At 60.2% G+C, this 15,676-nt stretch carries 16 protein-coding genes; 9 read left to right on the forward strand and 7 right to left on the reverse strand.

All coding sequences use genetic code 11. The features are described from left to right. Positions 1-152: 152 nt before the first annotated feature. The 3 genes from ACP_RS08165 to ACP_RS08175 all read right to left on the reverse strand — a co-directional run bounded on the left by ACP_RS08165 (position 153) and on the right by ACP_RS08175 (position 4,024). Positions 153-2,759, reverse strand: a complete 2,607-nt coding sequence (locus tag ACP_RS08165) for an ADOP family duplicated permease (RefSeq protein ID WP_015896824.1) — start codon at positions 2,757-2,759, stop codon at positions 153-155. Positions 2,760-2,777: 18 nt separating this feature from the next. After that, positions 2,778-3,137 (reverse strand): PadR family transcriptional regulator, encoded by a 360-nt coding sequence (locus tag ACP_RS08170; RefSeq protein WP_015896825.1) that lies wholly within the window; start codon positions 3,135-3,137, stop codon positions 2,778-2,780. Positions 3,138-3,238: 101 nt separating this feature from the next. Continuing rightward, the gene (locus ACP_RS08175) at positions 3,239-4,024 is read right to left on the reverse strand and encodes a class I SAM-dependent methyltransferase (RefSeq protein WP_041839422.1); all 786 of its coding nucleotides are present in this window, start codon (positions 4,022-4,024) and stop codon (positions 3,239-3,241) included. A gap of 194 nt (positions 4,025-4,218) precedes the next feature. Here ACP_RS08175 and ACP_RS08180 point away from each other — a divergent pair, with 194 nt between their 5' ends. Continuing rightward, complete coding sequence (locus ACP_RS08180) at positions 4,219-5,208, forward strand: mechanosensitive ion channel family protein (protein ID WP_202944503.1); 990 nt, start codon at positions 4,219-4,221, stop codon at positions 5,206-5,208. A 69-nt stretch (positions 5,209-5,277) separates the two neighbouring features. On the opposite strand, the gene ACP_RS08185 is transcribed toward ACP_RS08180, so the two are convergent. Beyond that, complete coding sequence (locus ACP_RS08185) at positions 5,278-6,219, reverse strand: catalase family peroxidase (protein WP_015896828.1); 942 nt, start codon at positions 6,217-6,219, stop codon at positions 5,278-5,280. A gap of 324 nt (positions 6,220-6,543) precedes the next feature. Between ACP_RS08185 and ACP_RS17340 the strand changes: the two genes are divergently transcribed. From ACP_RS17340 to ACP_RS08205, 4 genes are all read left to right on the forward strand, one after another. Beyond that, entirely contained in the window at positions 6,544-7,173 is a 630-nt protein-coding gene (locus ACP_RS17340) for an ion channel (RefSeq protein ID WP_052294748.1), read from the forward strand. Positions 7,174-7,334: 161 nt separating this feature from the next. Continuing rightward, positions 7,335-7,610 (forward strand): 30S ribosomal protein S20, encoded by a 276-nt coding sequence (gene rpsT, locus ACP_RS08195; protein WP_015896830.1) that lies wholly within the window; start codon positions 7,335-7,337, stop codon positions 7,608-7,610. Positions 7,611-7,779: 169 nt separating this feature from the next. Continuing rightward, entirely contained in the window at positions 7,780-8,103 is a 324-nt protein-coding gene (locus tag ACP_RS08200; protein ID WP_148215091.1) for a hypothetical protein, read from the forward strand. Positions 8,104-8,245: 142 nt separating this feature from the next. Further along, the gene (locus ACP_RS08205) at positions 8,246-8,860 is read left to right on the forward strand and encodes a hypothetical protein (protein WP_148215092.1); all 615 of its coding nucleotides are present in this window, start codon (positions 8,246-8,248) and stop codon (positions 8,858-8,860) included. 212 nt (positions 8,861-9,072) lie between these two features. Here ACP_RS08205 and ACP_RS08210 read toward each other — a convergent pair whose 3' ends face one another. Further along, complete coding sequence (locus ACP_RS08210) at positions 9,073-9,903, reverse strand: Mrp/NBP35 family ATP-binding protein (protein WP_148215093.1); 831 nt, start codon at positions 9,901-9,903, stop codon at positions 9,073-9,075. Between the two features lie 155 nt (positions 9,904-10,058). Beyond that, a complete protein-coding gene (locus ACP_RS08215; RefSeq protein ID WP_015896834.1) occupies positions 10,059-10,607 on the reverse strand; it encodes an acyl-CoA thioesterase in 549 nt (182 codons plus the stop codon). A gap of 201 nt (positions 10,608-10,808) precedes the next feature. Here ACP_RS08215 and ACP_RS08220 point away from each other — a divergent pair, with 201 nt between their 5' ends. The 4 genes from ACP_RS08220 (at position 10,809) to ACP_RS08235 (ending at position 14,773) form a co-directional block, all read left to right on the forward strand. Beyond that, on the forward strand, positions 10,809-11,129 hold the full coding sequence (locus tag ACP_RS08220) for a tetratricopeptide repeat protein (RefSeq protein WP_015896835.1): 321 nt from the start codon (positions 10,809-10,811) through the stop codon (positions 11,127-11,129). Between the two features lie 23 nt (positions 11,130-11,152). Then, positions 11,153-11,854 carry an LON peptidase substrate-binding domain-containing protein gene (locus ACP_RS08225; RefSeq protein WP_238525684.1) on the forward strand — a complete coding sequence of 234 codons (702 nt, stop codon included), beginning with the start codon at positions 11,153-11,155 and terminating at the stop codon, positions 11,852-11,854. A gap of 138 nt (positions 11,855-11,992) precedes the next feature. Continuing rightward, the gene (locus ACP_RS08230; RefSeq protein ID WP_015896837.1) at positions 11,993-13,516 is read left to right on the forward strand and encodes a magnesium chelatase ATPase subunit I; all 1,524 of its coding nucleotides are present in this window, start codon (positions 11,993-11,995) and stop codon (positions 13,514-13,516) included. An 18-nt stretch (positions 13,517-13,534) separates the two neighbouring features. Then, a complete protein-coding gene (locus ACP_RS08235; RefSeq protein ID WP_015896838.1) occupies positions 13,535-14,773 on the forward strand; it encodes a vWA domain-containing protein in 1,239 nt (412 codons plus the stop codon). 4 nt (positions 14,774-14,777) lie between these two features. Here ACP_RS08235 and ACP_RS08240 read toward each other — a convergent pair whose 3' ends face one another. Continuing rightward, positions 14,778-15,674: a DNA-formamidopyrimidine glycosylase family protein gene (locus tag ACP_RS08240; RefSeq protein ID WP_015896839.1), complete on the reverse strand. Its 897-nt coding sequence runs from the start codon at positions 15,672-15,674 to the stop codon at positions 14,778-14,780. Positions 15,675-15,676 lie beyond the last annotated feature (2 nt).

Below are 15,676 nucleotides of genomic sequence, written 5' to 3' on the forward strand. Positions count from 1 at the left end.
GCAGGGACCGGATTGGCATGGAATACCAATGCAAATGCCGTCGTTGGGCACAGAGTAGCCCGGTTGCGGTGCAAGGTCAATGGAGGAGAGATAAAAATTTGTTGCAAGGGTGAAGACCCGGCCATATTGAGGAAAGTGATGCGTTCGCGAAGCTATTCGACGCGCAGGACTTCCATGGGTTCTACGCGCGCGGCGCGGTGCGTAGGGATGGCGGCAGCCAAAAGAGCGATGGCCAGCAGCACGATGGCCACGGCCGCGTACGTGAGCGGATCGAGCGGCTTCACGCCGTAGAGAAACGAGCGGATTGCATGCCCGGCGATCCATGCTCCAGCCGCGCCGGGGACAATGCCAAAGAGCACCATGCGACTGGCCTGCGCGAGGATCATCCGCGACACTCTGGCGCGCGAGGAGCCGAGCGCCATGCGAATGCCGATTTCGCGGCGGCGCGCTGTCACGGCATAGGCAAGCATGCCGTAGATGCCGATGGCGGAGAGCAGAAGAGCTATGACTCCAAAGCTGGAGACCAGACGCAGCGCGAGACGCTGTTGGCCGAGCGAAGCAGCGATGTCCTGCTCCATGGGATGCAATTCCATTTCAACTTCGTCGGGAGCGGCTTGCTTCAATGCAGCGCGAACTTCCTTATCAAGCACGGCCTGCGGCAGATTGGAGCGGATCACAAATTCATCCACCAAAGCGAAGGTGCTCAGAAAACCAGCGTCTTGGTGAAGTTGACGGTAATCGAGATAGACGATGGGTTGAAGCTTTGCAGCCAGGTTGCCGCCCTGCATTTCATTCTGCACCTCGCCTACTATCGTGAACCCTCCGTGAGACTTACCGGCCGCATCCTTGGGCGCATCGAAGACCATGCCGACGGGATCTTTGCCGTGCAGATAATTATGTACAAAGGTCTCATTGACGAGAGCGACCTTGTCGGGGCTGGAATCGTCGCTGGGGGTGAACCCGCGCCCTCTCAGAACGGCGATACGGCTGGTGGGAAGAAAGCCGGAACTCGTCAGGACATACAGCGCGTTATTGTCTGCTGTTGACGGGAAACCGGCGATTGGAGTGGGTGAGGTCATCCACATGCTGTAGCTGGAAAACGGGACGGAGCTTTCGAGCGCCGCAGACTGCACCCCAGGGAGAGCACTGAGCCGTGCTAACACCTGAGTATCCTTCTCAGCTAGATTTGCCGGTGGGATATGTGAACTTTGCGGCATCAGTACGAGAGCGGTGACGTGATGTGGATCAAACCCCAGCTTGACCCCCTGCAATGCCTGAAATGTACGCACAAAGAGTCCTGTAACCACCAACAGCACACAGGTGAGCGCGACCTGCAGCAAAACGAGTAAGTGTGCTGCGCTGATACGTACTGTGACGCGAGGAGTGACAGAGCCGATCACGGCGTGCCGCCTCACCCGAACGAGGGGAATCAGCGAAGCCAGGATGCCAACGGCGATGGCTAGCAGCGCGAGGATCAAGAACACATCTGGATGCATCGCAACCTGATCGAAGTGAGCGTACCGCTTCTGGTAAGCCGTCCGAATCATTCCCGTGGCACCCCAGGCAAGGGCACCACCCAGAAGCGCCCCAAACAAAGAGAGTACAAGGCTCTCCACAACCAGTTGCTGGAAAAGCCGGCCGAGGCTTGCGCCAAGAGCCGAGCGCATGTGCATCTCTACCATTCGGCGCATCGCGTGCGCCATTTGCAGGTTGGCCGCATTGGCGCACGCGATCAACAGCAGAATGCCGACTCCGACCAGAAGAACAAGCAACGGCTTTTGCAGGTTCCCGGTCACGAATTGACCATAGGGCACGATGGTGAGCGTGCCTGAATTGATGTCGTTATCTGCAGGTACGCGCTTGAGGATACTGTTCGCCTCAGCCAGCGCCTGAGCACGTGAGACGCCAGGCTTCAACCGCGCCATCCCAGAGGCGGTAAAACTAAGGATGCCACTGCTCTTCTGATTCAGATTAATCAGGCTGTACACAGCGGGGGCGCTGATGCCCTGCGGAAAATCGAAGCCAGGTGGAAGGACGCCAATGATGGTCTGCAGTTTATTCGACATTCGGATAGAAGTGCCGACTACATGAGGCTTGCCGTGCAGTCGCTCGCGCCAGAAGGAGTTAGTGACTACGACGAAGGGCCGTTGCACGTCAGAGCCACGGAGCAGACGGCCGCGAAGCGCATGCACGCCAAGCATGTCAAAGAAGCCGGGTGTGACGGCAACCGTCATGGATGGGCGCATCATTTCATCAGGGCCACTCACTGGATGGAGCTCCGTGTAGTAGCCAGCAACCGACTGGAATAGATGAGCCTTTTTCTCCAGAGCCTCGATCTGCGGGTAGCTGAGGGTAAACCTGACTCCGTGCTGGTGATTTACTCCAGACATCACCACCAGTTGCTCTGGATGCGGGAAACCCACGGGTTGCAGCAGCACAGAATCGACAACTGCGAGGATGGTTGCGGTGGCTCCGAGTCCGAGGGCGAGCGTGAGGACGACTGTGAGCGTGTAGCCGGGAGATTTTTTGAGCGTGCGCAGGGCGTAGCGCAGGTCTTGCAATAGGTATTCGAGCCAGAGTAAGCCCCATGCTTCGCTGGAGCGATCAAGGACGAGCGGCACATTGCCGAATTTCTTCTGCGCCGCGATGCGAGCCTCTTCCGGCGGCATGCCGGCCTCGATGTTCTCTTCGATCTCGAGCGCAATGTGCTCGGCGATCTCGTCGTGCAGGCTGGTTCTGCGCCGGTTCCAGAAGAACATCGCGAGGCTCCTGAAGAGTTATTTGCCGGGTTCCGGCAAGGGTTTGAGAATGCGCGCCATCGCCTCAGAGAAGCGCTGCCACTTTGAGGTTTCCGCATGCAGCGCGCGTCGGCCCTGCGGGGTGAGGCGGTAGAAGCGGGCCTTGCGATTGTTCTCTGAGACTCCGTCTTCGGCGGCAATCAGCTTGAGCTTGAGCAGGCGCTGCAGCGCGGGGTAGAGCGAGCCGTGACCGACGCGCAGCACTTCTTCTGACTGCCGCTCAATGGAGCGCGCGATGGCGTGGCCATGCGCCCGGCCGAAGGCGAGCGTCTGCAGGATGAGCAGATCGAGCGTGCCCTGCAGGAGTTCGAGCGAAGGATCTTTATCTCTGGTCGTCATTCGACCTAAAGGTAGGCGCTCTCAGGTCGAATGTCAAGGGGAGAATTCCTATGACGGCGACAGGGTTTGGCTGAGAGGGACGAGGGAGATGGGGAAGGTTTCTAGCTTCGGCGCGCGACGATCTGCCGGGCGGCGTTGTGGACGACTCCTGCCTCGATGCGGCCTTCGGCGATGGCGGTCAGTTCCTGCTCCAACGATGCCAACTCGACCGGATCGAAATTCTGGATGGCGAAGCTGTTCTTTCCCCACGTTCGCAGGTTGGGAGCGTGCAACGACGCCATGCGGCAGGCTGGTTTCTCAAGAACGCGGCACTCGCTGTGAAGTATCTGCCAAGGAGTATCCGCCAGCGCGGCTTCGAGCATTGTGCCGACATTCAACTCCTGGCCGAAATGGCGTTGCATCTGTCCCACCATTTCGTAATAACGCGCAAGAGCAGGGTGCCCGGACTGCATGGATTCGGTCTCGTGCAGCACCAGCAAGGCTCCGGGCGCGGCGATTGTCTGCGCCCAGAGTTTGCAGGCTTCGTGCGGTGATGCCAGATGCGTCAGCAGAAAGCGGCAGAAGAGGAGGTCCGCGTTCTGTGCAGGAAAAGGGGCAACGAGCACGTCGTGCTGCAGGAATCGCAGATCCGGATGATGGCTGCGCGCCTCCATTACGTAACGCTCGGAAGACTCGAGTCCGATCGTTCGCGCCGGACGGAGCACGTCGGCGATCAGGCGTGTTGTCCAACCGGGACCGCAGCCGAAATCGATTGCCAGGGAGAAGCTCTGGCTGCCCGCGAACGAATGCGCGCGACCCAGCAGCTCACGTGTCTCTGCCTCGTATATTTCGGCCAGCCGCCTCAGGCGCAGGCTAGCCTCGTCGCTGTCGCCGAAGGTGTAGCTCACATCAGCACTATATCGCCTGGAGATCCGCAAGCAGTGACTCTTTGTAAATGGACTGGTGGAGAGAGTGGATTCCACGACTTCAACACAAAAAGCAAGCGAACGTGCTGGTGGCTCTCTCTTTCTGCATCCCACTGAAGGGATTTGGTTGTACGCCGGATCTGAAAAATTTTGCGCGTTCAGGAGGACTTATCGCATTGCTGCCTCATTTCACTCTGCCGACATCTGCTGAGATTTACCTTTTTGCCGGGCATCTGATCCGCATGCTGGTGATTCTGCTCGCCGCATGGATCGTGACGAGCCTGATTCACAAGTGGTTTCCGCATGTGCGCCGGCGCATGGTCGCCCACATGCTCACGCAGCGCGGCGGCTCAGACATTGAACTGGAAAAGCGCGCGACGACGATCAGCGCCATCATTCGCAAGGCATTGGCCGGGGTGATTTGGGTGCTGGCGATCATCATGGCGCTCAAGGAAGCGGGCTTTGACATCGGGCCGATTCTGGCGGGCGCTGGCATTCTGGGTTTGGCCGTGGGCTTTGGCGCGCAGAACCTGGTGCATGACATTATCTCGGGCATGTTTCTGCTGCTGGAGAACCAGATTCGCGTGAACGATGTGGCCATTTTGAATGGCACCGGCGGGCTGGTGGAGGCGATTCATCTGCGTACGACGGTGCTGCGCGGACAGGATGGCACGGTACACATCTTCCGCAATGGCTCGATCAACACGCTGTCGAACATGACCCATGGCTACTCCTACTATGTGTTTGACCTGGGCGTGGCCTACAAGGAAGACACCGATCACGTGATCGAGGTACTGAAGGGCATTGCCGATGAGCTGATGGAAGAGGAGAAGTTCAAGGCGATCATTCTGGAGCCGCTGGATGTGATTGGCGTGGACTCGTTTGGCGACTCGGCGGTGATGATCAAGGCGCGCTTCAAGACGGCGCCGATTCAGCAGTGGACGGTGGGCCGCGAGATGAACCGCCGCATCAAGAAGAAGTTTGATGAGGTGGGCATCGAGATTCCCTTCCCGCATACGAGCATCTACTTTGGCGAGGCAAGCAAGCCCTTCAAGCTGGAGATGCAGGGACCGGATCGCGAGCAGTTGAAGCAACTCATTCGCGAGATACAGGAAGAGACGAAGAACGCGGCGGCGCTGGAAGGTGGCGCAGAGGCGAAGGCATAGGCGTTCGCGAAAATGACTGGAAGCAGAGGGCCCCGGCCGCGAGAATGCGAGCCGGGGCCTTCTTTTTGCTTATGCCGAGCGGCGGCGGCGTCCGCTGAGCAGGTAGATGGCGGCGCGCAGCTCGAGCAGCGGGTCGGCGGAGGGTTCGATGCCGTCGAGGCGCGGAATGGGATCGAAGATGATCTGCTTCTGCTGCGCGAGGGAGTCGGGCAGAACGGCGGTCAACTCCAGCATGCCGAGGTCGAGGACTTCGCGGCTCTCGGGCCAGTGCAGGGTGGCGTCATCGACGGCGTCGCCGGGCTCGGCCAACTGCACGCGCAGGTGAAAGCGGATGGGCTGGCTGGCGACGCGCTGGGCCAGTTCGTCATAGTGATAGTTTTCACCGATGGCGGCGACTTGCTCGGGGGTGAGGTATTCATTGCCTTGCCCGGGCGTGATGATGTAGCGGCCGTAGCGGGTATGACCCTCGGCGTTGGTGAAGGCAAATGCGGTGACGGCGTAATAGGTTTCGCGGGCAAGGCTCGCGGGGAATGGCTTGGGAGCCTGAACGAAGGCCAGCGCGGCCGGGTGCGTGCCGAGGAACTGCTCGATGGGCTTGGGTGAAGGCACATCGGGTCCGCTGGCGGCGGCGGCGCGGAGAAAGTCGAGGAATTCGTAACCGTCGCGGGTGGGAAATCCATTCGTGGAATGGCTGACGATGTCGGTGTGGACGTGCTCGGCCAGGTGGAAGCGGATGGCGAGGCCGCGCGGGTTGGCGTCGCCAACGTTGTCCGGAATCTGCGGCAGCCCGGTGGAGTTGGAAAAGCGCACGGTGACGGGCGTGGAGTCCCGCTGGATATGAGCGGCGCGGGTGAGCGAGCGCGCCCGCGCCGAAGGCGTGAAGCTGCCTGTGAGCATGAGGCCCTTGGCGTGCGCGGCGCGAAAGCCGGGATGCAGGCCGAAGAGCTGGTCAAACATCTGGAGCAGATCGTTGGCGAGGGCGACGACTTTTTCGTCGTTGGGCAGCGGCATGGGGGATCTCCTCGGAGTGGTTCGGGATAGTGAGGAGACTAAGGTAACAGAGCGAGGCAGTGGATTGTGTGAAGGGACTGGCTGCCCAGCGGCCTGGTGGAAATAAGCAAGTCTCCCATGTGCCGCAGGCCGAACAGGCTCCGGCAAGTTCGCGAGGCATTAAATTTGCTGAATTGCGCGCACGATCTCGTGAATCAAAAAGCCTGGCAAGTTTGGCCGCTTAATCCAATTATGGTTTCTGCTTCGCACAAACATTCCGGGTCTCGGGATAATGCTCACCGAGGAGCGCGCTCCTCCAGACACTCCTGGCGTCATTGGATTCGCGTGCATGAGGCGCGGCTCTTTCTGGTGGCTCTGCTGCTGCTGACCCTGCTGAGCCCGTTAGCTGACCTGTGGAAGTATGGACGCCTGCTGCTGGGACCGCCGGTAGTACTCATTGTGCTAACCACGGTTCATTATGGCCAGGCGAGCCGGCGAACCTTCTGGATTGCCCTGGTCGCGGCGATGGGGTGGCTGGTCACGTTGCCGGGGGTGGGACCATTTCCGGCAAATCCGTGGTGGTCAAGTCTGCTGATGATTGTGCTGAGCCTTCTAATGCTTGCCATGATGGGGCGTCAGTTCATTGGGGCGCGGTCTGTCAATGTCGAGACCATGTTTGCGGCGCTGTCAGGATATCTGCTACTTGCGACGCTCTGGTCGCAGATCTATGCGCTGATCGCCGCAGTGCGGCCAGAAGCCTTTCATTTCGGAGGCTCTGGGCCGCCAAAGCTCTACTCGCTGATGTACTTCAGCCTGCAGACGCTCACCTCTCTAGGACTAGGCGATGTTCTGCCGGTGGACCCATTTGCCCGCATGCTGACGGTAGTGGAAACGGTACTCGGCCAGTTCTACCTGGCAGCGGTGATCGGACGCCTGGCTTCGCTGGCCAGACCCGAAGAGGAATCGACCGAGTAAGCGAGACCCGGTGAGAGGAGTCAGTCTGGGCCGGGGCCTCGCTCTGTTTCCATTGACCGGAAGGGCGGTTTGGGCTTAGACTTAGGGTTTGCAGGGGATGTGGCTGTATTGCGCCGTTTGCCTGCATCCCATTTCAGCAAAGATTGAAGGATTTTTAGACCATGGCGAACCATGTTTCTTCGCTCAAGCGCGCCCGTCAGACCGTACGCAAGACCGCAGTGAACCGTGCCAACAAGAGCCGCGTGCGTGGCTCGCTGCGCTCGCTGCGTGAGGCGATTCAGAAGGGCGACGTGAAGGCCGCTCAGGAGCAGTACAAGGCAACGGCTTCGGCGCTCGACAAGAGCGTGCAGAAGGGCATTCTGCATGCCAACACTGCCTCCCGCTACAAGAGCCGCCTGAATGCCCGCGTCAAGGCGCTGGCCACCCAAGCTGCCTAAAGCTTTCCGGCTCTCAGTCAAAAACTCCCGCCTTTGGGCGGGAGTTTTTGCGTTTTGGAGATCTGCCGCGAAAGCTCACAGAGCGCGGGGAAACTACCCCACTCAAACCAACGGCGGGTTTGAATGGGGCACCGCAGCGTGCGTTCTTGCTTTCGGAAAATCCTCTTTCATGGAAAGCATGCTTGACATTGCTCGTATTGTGCGGCAAAGTGGAAAGCATGCTTTACATCCGCGCAGATTGCGGAAAAGCAGAAGGAGGATTTTTATGTGTTGGCATGCGATTTCAGGGAATTCGGAAGCGCAGAAGTTGCGCCGGACGGCGGCGGTTTACTTTGCATTGTCCAGCTCAGTGAGCGGGACGGCGGTGGCGCTTGGGACGGGCACGCATCACTCGTTCTGGTTTGGAGCAGTGCTGGGTTTTGACATTGTGATGGTTTTGGCCGGGATCGTTTTTCTGAACAGGGCCGCGAAGATCGGGCGGGAGCAGCCGTAAGCGAGATGCGGCGGGGGCTGGCGAAGAGCTACCGCGAAGACGCAAAGAACGCCAAGGAAGCAGCTCGCGAAGATCCATTTCACCCAGACTTTGGACTGCGATGGGCACGTAGGCTTTGAGCGGGAGTGCTAGGCTGGGTGCCATGACGCGTTCGTTTTGCTGTGCCACTTTGCTGGCCTTTGCGATAGGTGGTGCTTTTGCCAGGGCGCAGAGCCCGGCTGTGGCCTGGGTGGGCTGTCCTGGAACGGAAGTGGGATGCCAGGTGCAGGCATGGCGGGCCATGTGGCCTCCGGACCAGCCGGTGGAGGTGCTGCTGGCCAACCACGCCGGCTGGGTAGGGCTGAACTTTATCACCATGACGCAGGAGCGGGTGCATGCGCGGCTGCGCACGGTGATTCCGACCATGGTGCCGGCGCTGGTGCAGGTGTTTCCACTGGCGCATGCCAGCCAGTCGCTGACGAACCGCCGGCCCACGCTGTATGTGCGCGTGAATGAGGGCTACACGGGCTACTACACTCCGCTGTCGGCGCACCTGGTGCGGCTGAAGGTGGACAAGAGCGAGCGCCGGATGCGGGTGACCTCGGGGGCAGATGTGGTGGTGATGCATGCGCGGTTTCCGGGCGCGGTGGCGGTGACGCGGCAGCGGCTGGATGGCGATGCGTTCTGGATAAGGCCGAAGAAGCCGCTGGAGCCGGGGGAGTATCTGGTGGTGTTTGGCTCGGCGGGCGGTAGCGGATTTGAGTTTGCGGTGAAGTGAGGGATGAGAATCCACCGCTTTGGCTCTCTGTCCCTTAAGGTCTGAAGCCCATCCTTGTTTCGACTTTGCGGCACGGCTAAAGCCGTGCCCTGATACAGAATCCCTGCGGAAGGATCAAGCGAGCGACTGCGGCGTTCGGTGTTTTTCCCGGGTCCGAACGGACGGACCCGGGGTATCCGGAGGGTGAGTGAAGCGCCTGGTGGATTGCCGCTCTAGTTGATTTCGAAGACGTCTTCGGCTTTGGCGGCCTGGACTTTGGCGTTTTCGGCCAGGGCGCGGGCGATGGCGTAGAAGGGCTTCGCCTGCGGAGAGTCTGGCCCGGCGAGAGCGATGGGCTGGCCCTGGTCGCCGCCCTCGCGGATGGCGGGCACCAGCTCGACTGAGCCGAGGAATGGAACGCCGAAGTCCCTGGCGGTGCGCTCGGCGCCGCCCTTGGAAAAGATGTCGATGATCTCCTGGCAGTGCGGGCAGGTGAAGTGGCTCATGTTCTCGACGACGCCGAGGATGGGCGCTTTGACCTCACGGAACATCTCGATGGCCTTGCGCGCGTCCTGCAGAGCCACGTCACTGGGCGTGGAGACGACGGCGGCGCCGGTGAGCGGCACGGTCTGCACGAGCGAGATGACTACGTCGCCGGTGCCCGGAGGCAGATCGACGATGAGGAAGTCGAGCTGGCCCCACTCCACCTGCTGCAGAAACTGGCGAATGATCTGGTGGAGCATGGGACCGCGCATGACGAGCGGCTTGTCGCCGGGCGAGAGAAAGCCAACCGAGATGACCTTGATGCCGTGCGCGGTGTTGGGCTCGATGCGGTTGTTGGGCAGCACCTTGGGCTGGTCAGTGGAGCCAAGCATGAGGGGCACGTTGGGGCCGTAGATATCCGCGTCAATGAGGCCCACCTGATAGCCGAGCTTGGCGAGGGCGAGAGCGGTGTTGACGGCGACGGTGGTCTTGCCGACTCCGCCCTTGCCGGAACCGATGGCGACAATGTGCGCGACGCCGGGCAGTGGCATGGGCGGCTGAGGAGTGTGTGCGTGAGCCATATTTATGAAATCCTTTCGTGGTTGCGAGGGGTTGGCCTCGATTTGCATTCCCTCAGCGGCTAAAGCCGCGCAACTTTCTGCGGGTTCTTTCGTATGGGCTAAAGCCCATACCCTTCAGGGAAGCTGACGACTGCGATGGTGCAGCCGGTGGTGACTTATTTGCTGCCGGGGCGCACGGTGCCCATCATGGGCGAATCAGAGGGGCGCGATTCGCGGCGGCGCTGCAGCTCCTGCTGGCGCAGCTCGCGGCGGCGGCCGGCGTCTTCATGGCGGCGCTTCTCTTCTTCACTCTCAGGCTCGAGCCGGGGCACGGGCACGCGGCGGCCTTGCGAGTCTACCGCTACAAAGGTGAGATAGGCCGAAGCCACATGGCGATGCATGCCGGCAATGGTGTTCTCGACCCAGATCTTCACGCCGACTTCCATGGAGGTGTTGAAAGCGCGGTTGACCGAGGACTTGAGGATGAGCAGGTCCCCGACATGCACGGGCGCGATGAAGTCGATGTGGTCCATCGAAGCGGTGACCACGTGCGTGCGCGAGTGGCGATAGGCGGCCATGGCGCCGACGAGATCAATGAAGTGCATGAGGCGGCCGCCGAGCAGGTTGCCGAGGGTGTTGGTGTCATTGGGCAGAATCAGCTCGGTCATTTCCGATTGCGATTCGGCGATGGTGCGCACGGGCAAAGAGTGTCCGGAGAATCCCATGGGTCTGGCTCTTTCTTATTGGTCAGTTGTGAAGCTGGCAATCCAGCGGTTGAACCGAAAAAAGCTCCACTTACCAGTGTGGAGAAAGGCGGACATTTGAGCAAATGGCAGGACACACCCGGGGAAGACGTTTACCATACGAAAAAAGCAAGCGCCGCCAGCAGGCCGCGGCGCATCTTTTGAGTGTGAGGCTCCTGAACGATGGACAAGATCGCAATGCTGACTGAAATTTTGACGCAGGACCCCAAAAACGCCTTTGCGCGCTATGGGCTGGCCATGGAGTATGCCGGCCAGGGGGATGCGGCGACGGCATTGACGGAGTTTGACCGGCTGCTCATGGACCATCCGGATTACACGGCTGGCTATTTTATGGCCGCGCAGACATTGGCGAAGAGTGAAGACAATGCTCGCGCCATCGTGTATCTGCGGCGCGGACTGGAATCTGCCCGGCGCACCGGCAACCAGCATGCCCACAGCGAGATGCAGGCCATGCTGGATGAACTGGAAGCGATGAGCCTTTAGCAGCAGCCTCGCAATGCCTGTGCATGCGCTCAGAAATCGCGCTGGAACAGAGCCTGGGGAATTTTCGTACCACCAACGACAGCACAGCACCACGCGCGAAGGACGCGCATAATAACGAAACCATGAAGATTCCTCTGTTTCCGCTGGACGTGGTGCTCTTTCCGGGCGCGCCGCTGCCGCTGCACATTTTTGAGGAACGATATCGCGAGATGTTCCGGCGATGCATGGCGGAGCAGATTGATTTTGGTGTGGTGCGCGCGCAGGAGGACGGTCTGGCCGTGGTGGGCTGCACGGCGTCGATTGGCCGCGTGATGCACCGCTATGAAGACGGCCGGTTTGATGTGATGTGCCAGGGCGAGCGGCGCTTTGAGATTGAGCTGCTCGACGACACGCACGCTTATCTGCAGGCAGAGGTGGACTTTTTGCCGGATGATGGTCCAGAGGCAACGCGCGCCGAGCGCGAACAATGCGCGGCGCTGCACTTTGAGGCGATTGAGCTGGCACGGCTCGAACTGCCCATGCCGCATCTTGATCTCGATAAGCCGATTGCTTTTTCGTTAGCGGCTGCACTGCCGGCGGATCTGGACTTTAAGCAGCAGTTGTTGGATATGCGCTCGGATGCCAGCCGCACACGCAAGTTGCAGGAGTTTTATGAGGTGCTGCTGCCGCAGTTGCGCACCAGCTCGCCGATTCGGAAGGTTCAGGGCAACGGGCGCGTGATGTAAGCACTACCAGCGGCAGATTGGATTTGGCGGCATGAAGTTGTCCGCAATTCCCGGCTACCGGCATGAGACTGCATCCTTCCTCATGGCTCACACATCTTTTCTGAGTGCAGTAGGGTAAGAAAATAAGGAGTTTTGAGGATGACCTCACGCCATCTGCCCCAGACCCTGGGGGAGCTTCGCTCAAGCAAAACATACTCGGAAGCACGTCTGGGAGCACGCTCAGTGAAAGACGAGCTGCGCGAAAACCTGATTGCACGGCTGCGCGCCAAGGAGACGATCTTCCCGGGCATTGTGGGCTATGAGGACACGGTGGTTCCGCAAATTGTGAATGCGGTGCTGTCGCGGCAGAACTTCATCCTGTTGGGACTGCGCGGGCAGGCCAAGAGCCGCATGCTGCGTGCGCTGACCGCGCTGCTGGATGAGCAGATGCCCTATGTAGCCGGATGCGAGATTCGCGACAACCCCTATCGCCCGCTGTGCAGCCGCTGCCGTGCACTGATTGCAGAGAAGGAAGAGGCGACCCCGATTGCATGGCTGCATCGCGATGAGCGCTACATTGAAAAGCTGGCGACACCCGATGTGACGGTGGCCGACCTGATTGGCGATCTGGACCCGATCAAGGCGGCGCGCGGAGGGCATGACCTGTCGAGCGATCTGGCGATGCACTACGGACTGCTGCCCCGCGCCAATCGCGGAATTTTTGCGGTGAATGAATTGCCGGACCTGGCAGGCAAGATTCAGGTGGCGCTCTTTAACATCATGCAGGAAGGCGATGTGCAGATTAAGGGCTTTCCGGTGAGGCTGGAACTGGATGTGGCGCTGGTCTTCAGCGCGAATCCTGAGGACTACACGGCGCGCGGCAAGATTGTGACGCCACTCAAGGACCGCATCGGGTCGGAGATTCGGACGCATTATCCGGAATCGCTCGAAGAGGGCATCTCGATCACGGCGCAGGAAGCATGGACCGAGCGCGGCCTGGGCCAGGTGGAAGTGCCGCAGTATCTGCGCGAGATTGTGGAGCAGATCGCCTTCAGCGCGCGCGAAGAAAAGAAAGTGGACAAGCGCAGCGGCGTGAGCCAGCGCTTGCCCATTTCCACCATGGAACTGGTGCTCTCAAACGCCGAACGCCGCGCGCTGACGCATGGCGAAGAACGCATTGTGCCGCGCGTGGGTGATGTGTATGCTGCGCTGCCCGGCATTACCGGCAAGGTGGAGCTGGAGTACGAAGGCGAGTTGAAGGGCGCCGATGCCGTGGTAAAGGAGATTGTGCGCACTGCCATTGGCAAGACCTTTGACCGCTACTTTGCCGACGTGAACACGCAGCAGATCGAGCAGTGGTTTAACCTGGGCGGCACCATCAAGATCAGCGATGGACAGGGGGCACAGGCCACGCATGAAGAGTTGAAGCAGATTCAGGGACTGACGGAGAAGCTGTCACCGCTCGGCATCAAAGCCTCGACCGATGCCGAGCATTATGTGGGCGCGGCCGAATTTCTGCTGGAAGGCATGTGCGCGCACCGCCGCCTGAGCCGCAATGAGGAACGCGGATTTGGGCTGCAGCGCAAAGAGAAAAATCGCGCGGAGCGGCAGGAGCAGGCCAGCGACGAGCAGGAGTATGAAGCGTGGCAGCAGCGGCGCAACCGCCGCGGCAGCTTTAACTAGAGCCGGTTTGGGTGACGAGTGAAACGCGTCCGCTATACGAAGTTTCAGGGCGAATGGATCAGCGACTCCAGCATGGAGAACCTGCTCAATGCCTTGTCCGATTACTTTCTTGACTCGGGGTTTCGCGACCCGCTGAGCCAGTTTCAGGATCTGGACCGCACGATGGCCGACCTGGAAGAGGCGCTGCAGCGCGTGCTCGAGTCTGGCGAGTTGTTTGATGAGGAATTGCAGCAGCAGTTTGACCGCATGCAGGAAGAGGGACGCACCGAGGAGTTTATTCAGCAGATCATTCAGCAGATGGAGCAGGACAATTTCATCTCAGTGGATCGCATGGAGGACCCCTCACAGCCAGCGCAAACACCCGGCAGCGCGACAGGCGAAGGCGAGATTGAAGCCCACTTTGAGGTGACGGACAAGAGCCTCGACTTTCTGGGCTACAAGACGCTGCGCGATCTGCTTGGCTCATTGGGCAAGTCAAATCTTGGCCGGCATGACACGCAGCATCTGGCGACGGGCATTGAGGCCAGCGGAGGCTCGCGGCCCTATGAGTTTGGCGATGTGCTCAATATAGACAGCACGGCCACGCTGACTTCGGCGATTGCACGTGAAGGACTGACGGTTCCACTGAATATTGAGTACAGCGATCTGCATGTGCATCAGTGTGACTTTCAGAGCAGTTGCGCCACGGTAGTCATGCTGGACTGCTCGCACTCGATGATTTTGTATGGCGAGGATCGCTTTACGCCGGCCAAGCGTGTGGCAATGGCGTTGTCGCACCTGATTCGCACACAATATCCGGGAGATTCGCTTTCGCTGGTGCTGTTTCACGATTCGGCGGAGGAGATGCCGGTCTCGCAACTGGCGCGCGTACAGGTCGGCCCCTATTACACCAACACACGCGAAGGTCTGCGCGTGGCACAGCGAATTTTGCGCAGCCAGCGCAAAGACATGAAGCAGATTGTGATGATCACCGATGGCAAGCCATCGGCACTGACGCTGCCCGACGGACGCATTTACAAGAATGCGTTTGGACTGGACCCGCTGGTGATCAGCGAGACGCTCGAAGAGGTGTCGCGCTGCAAGCGGCAGAACATCATGATCAACACTTTCATGCTGGCGTCAGATTACGGGCTGATGCAGTTTGTGCAGAAGGTGACGGCGATGTGCCGTGGCAAGGCCTACTTCACGACGCCTGACCGTCTGGGCGAGTATCTGCTGCTGGACTATATGCAGCGGCGCACGAAGACGATTCACTGATTCACTAACAACCGACTTTGCGTCGCAGAATGGGCGTGGACCATCCGGCAATGGGCTGCGCCTTGGGAACAGGCAGCGGCTGGCACTGCGGGCACCAGTAAGTAGAGCGCGCGGCGCTGCCCTGCTTGCGCATGAGGATGGTCGCTCCGCAGCGGCGGCAGGCCTGGCCGCGGCGTCCGTAGACCCAGAGACGCGCGCCCGCGTCGGAGACGTTGCGCGTGCGGCGAGCACCGGTGTAGGTGATGACGCCGCCGCTGGCGGCATCGCTGACGTTGATGTTCATCAGGCGCTCGGCGGCGGCGAGGAGCGCGGCGACCTGATCGGGGCTTAACTCATGCACGCGGGCAAAGGGGCTGAGTCCGCAAACAAAGCAGACCTCAGACTTGAAGACGTTGCCCAACCCGGCGATGACCTGCTGGTTGAGCAGCACGTTGGCGATTTCTTCCTGAGGGTGAGCAGCGATGCGGGCGGCTGCATCGCCGGCGGAGAAATCTGCTCGCAAGGGATCGGGGCCGAGGCGAGGAATAGCGCTGTTGCGAGCCAGAGTGCGGGATGTGTAGAAACGTGCCACCGGGACGTCAAAGGCGATCGCCTCGTAGGTCTCATTGGCGAGAAGCACGCGCATGTGGCTACGGCCACGCCGCCAGCGCTCACCGCGGCGGTAAATATGCCAACTGCCGCTCATGAGCATGTGCGTCACTAGAATCAGATCGCCTGAGAAATGAATGAGCAGCCATTTGCCGCGTGACTCCACTTGCTCAATGGTGCGACCAGTGACGGGCGTGTTGTCATGCACGGCGGCGAGCTGCGCAAATTCTGTCACAAATCCAGTTACGATTGTGCCGGCGAGTGCCTTATGCAAGGTGCGGGCCGAACGGAAGATGGTATCGCCCTCGGGCATGG

Source organism: Acidobacterium capsulatum ATCC 51196 (genome assembly GCF_000022565.1).
Classification (GTDB): domain Bacteria; phylum Acidobacteriota; class Terriglobia; order Terriglobales; family Acidobacteriaceae; genus Acidobacterium; species Acidobacterium capsulatum.

Excerpts from the sequence above, each read along its gene's own strand:
- ACP_RS08165 (WP_015896824.1), bottom strand. The coding sequence starts at position 2,759 with ATGTTCTTCTGGAACCGGCGCAGAACCAGCCTGCACGACGAGATCGCC.
- ACP_RS08170 (WP_015896825.1), bottom strand. The coding sequence starts at position 3,137 with ATGACGACCAGAGATAAAGATCCTTCGCTCGAACTCCTGCAGGGCACG.
- ACP_RS08185 (WP_015896828.1), bottom strand. The coding sequence starts at position 6,219 with ATGCCGCTGCCCAACGACGAAAAAGTCGTCGCCCTCGCCAACGATCTG.
- rpsT (WP_015896830.1), top strand. The coding sequence starts at position 7,335 with ATGGCGAACCATGTTTCTTCGCTCAAGCGCGCCCGTCAGACCGTACGC.
- ACP_RS08200 (WP_148215091.1), top strand. The coding sequence starts at position 7,780 with ATGGAAAGCATGCTTGACATTGCTCGTATTGTGCGGCAAAGTGGAAAG.
- ACP_RS08205 (WP_148215092.1), top strand. The coding sequence starts at position 8,246 with ATGACGCGTTCGTTTTGCTGTGCCACTTTGCTGGCCTTTGCGATAGGT.
- ACP_RS08210 (WP_148215093.1), bottom strand. The coding sequence starts at position 9,903 with ATGGCTCACGCACACACTCCTCAGCCGCCCATGCCACTGCCCGGCGTC.
- ACP_RS08215 (WP_015896834.1), bottom strand. The coding sequence starts at position 10,607 with ATGGGATTCTCCGGACACTCTTTGCCCGTGCGCACCATCGCCGAATCG.
- ACP_RS08220 (WP_015896835.1), top strand. The coding sequence starts at position 10,809 with ATGGACAAGATCGCAATGCTGACTGAAATTTTGACGCAGGACCCCAAA.
- ACP_RS08225 (WP_238525684.1), top strand. The coding sequence starts at position 11,153 with ATGCGCTCAGAAATCGCGCTGGAACAGAGCCTGGGGAATTTTCGTACC.
- ACP_RS08230 (WP_015896837.1), top strand. The coding sequence starts at position 11,993 with ATGACCTCACGCCATCTGCCCCAGACCCTGGGGGAGCTTCGCTCAAGC.
- ACP_RS08240 (WP_015896839.1), bottom strand. The coding sequence starts at position 15,674 with ATGCCCGAGGGCGATACCATCTTCCGTTCGGCCCGCACCTTGCATAAG.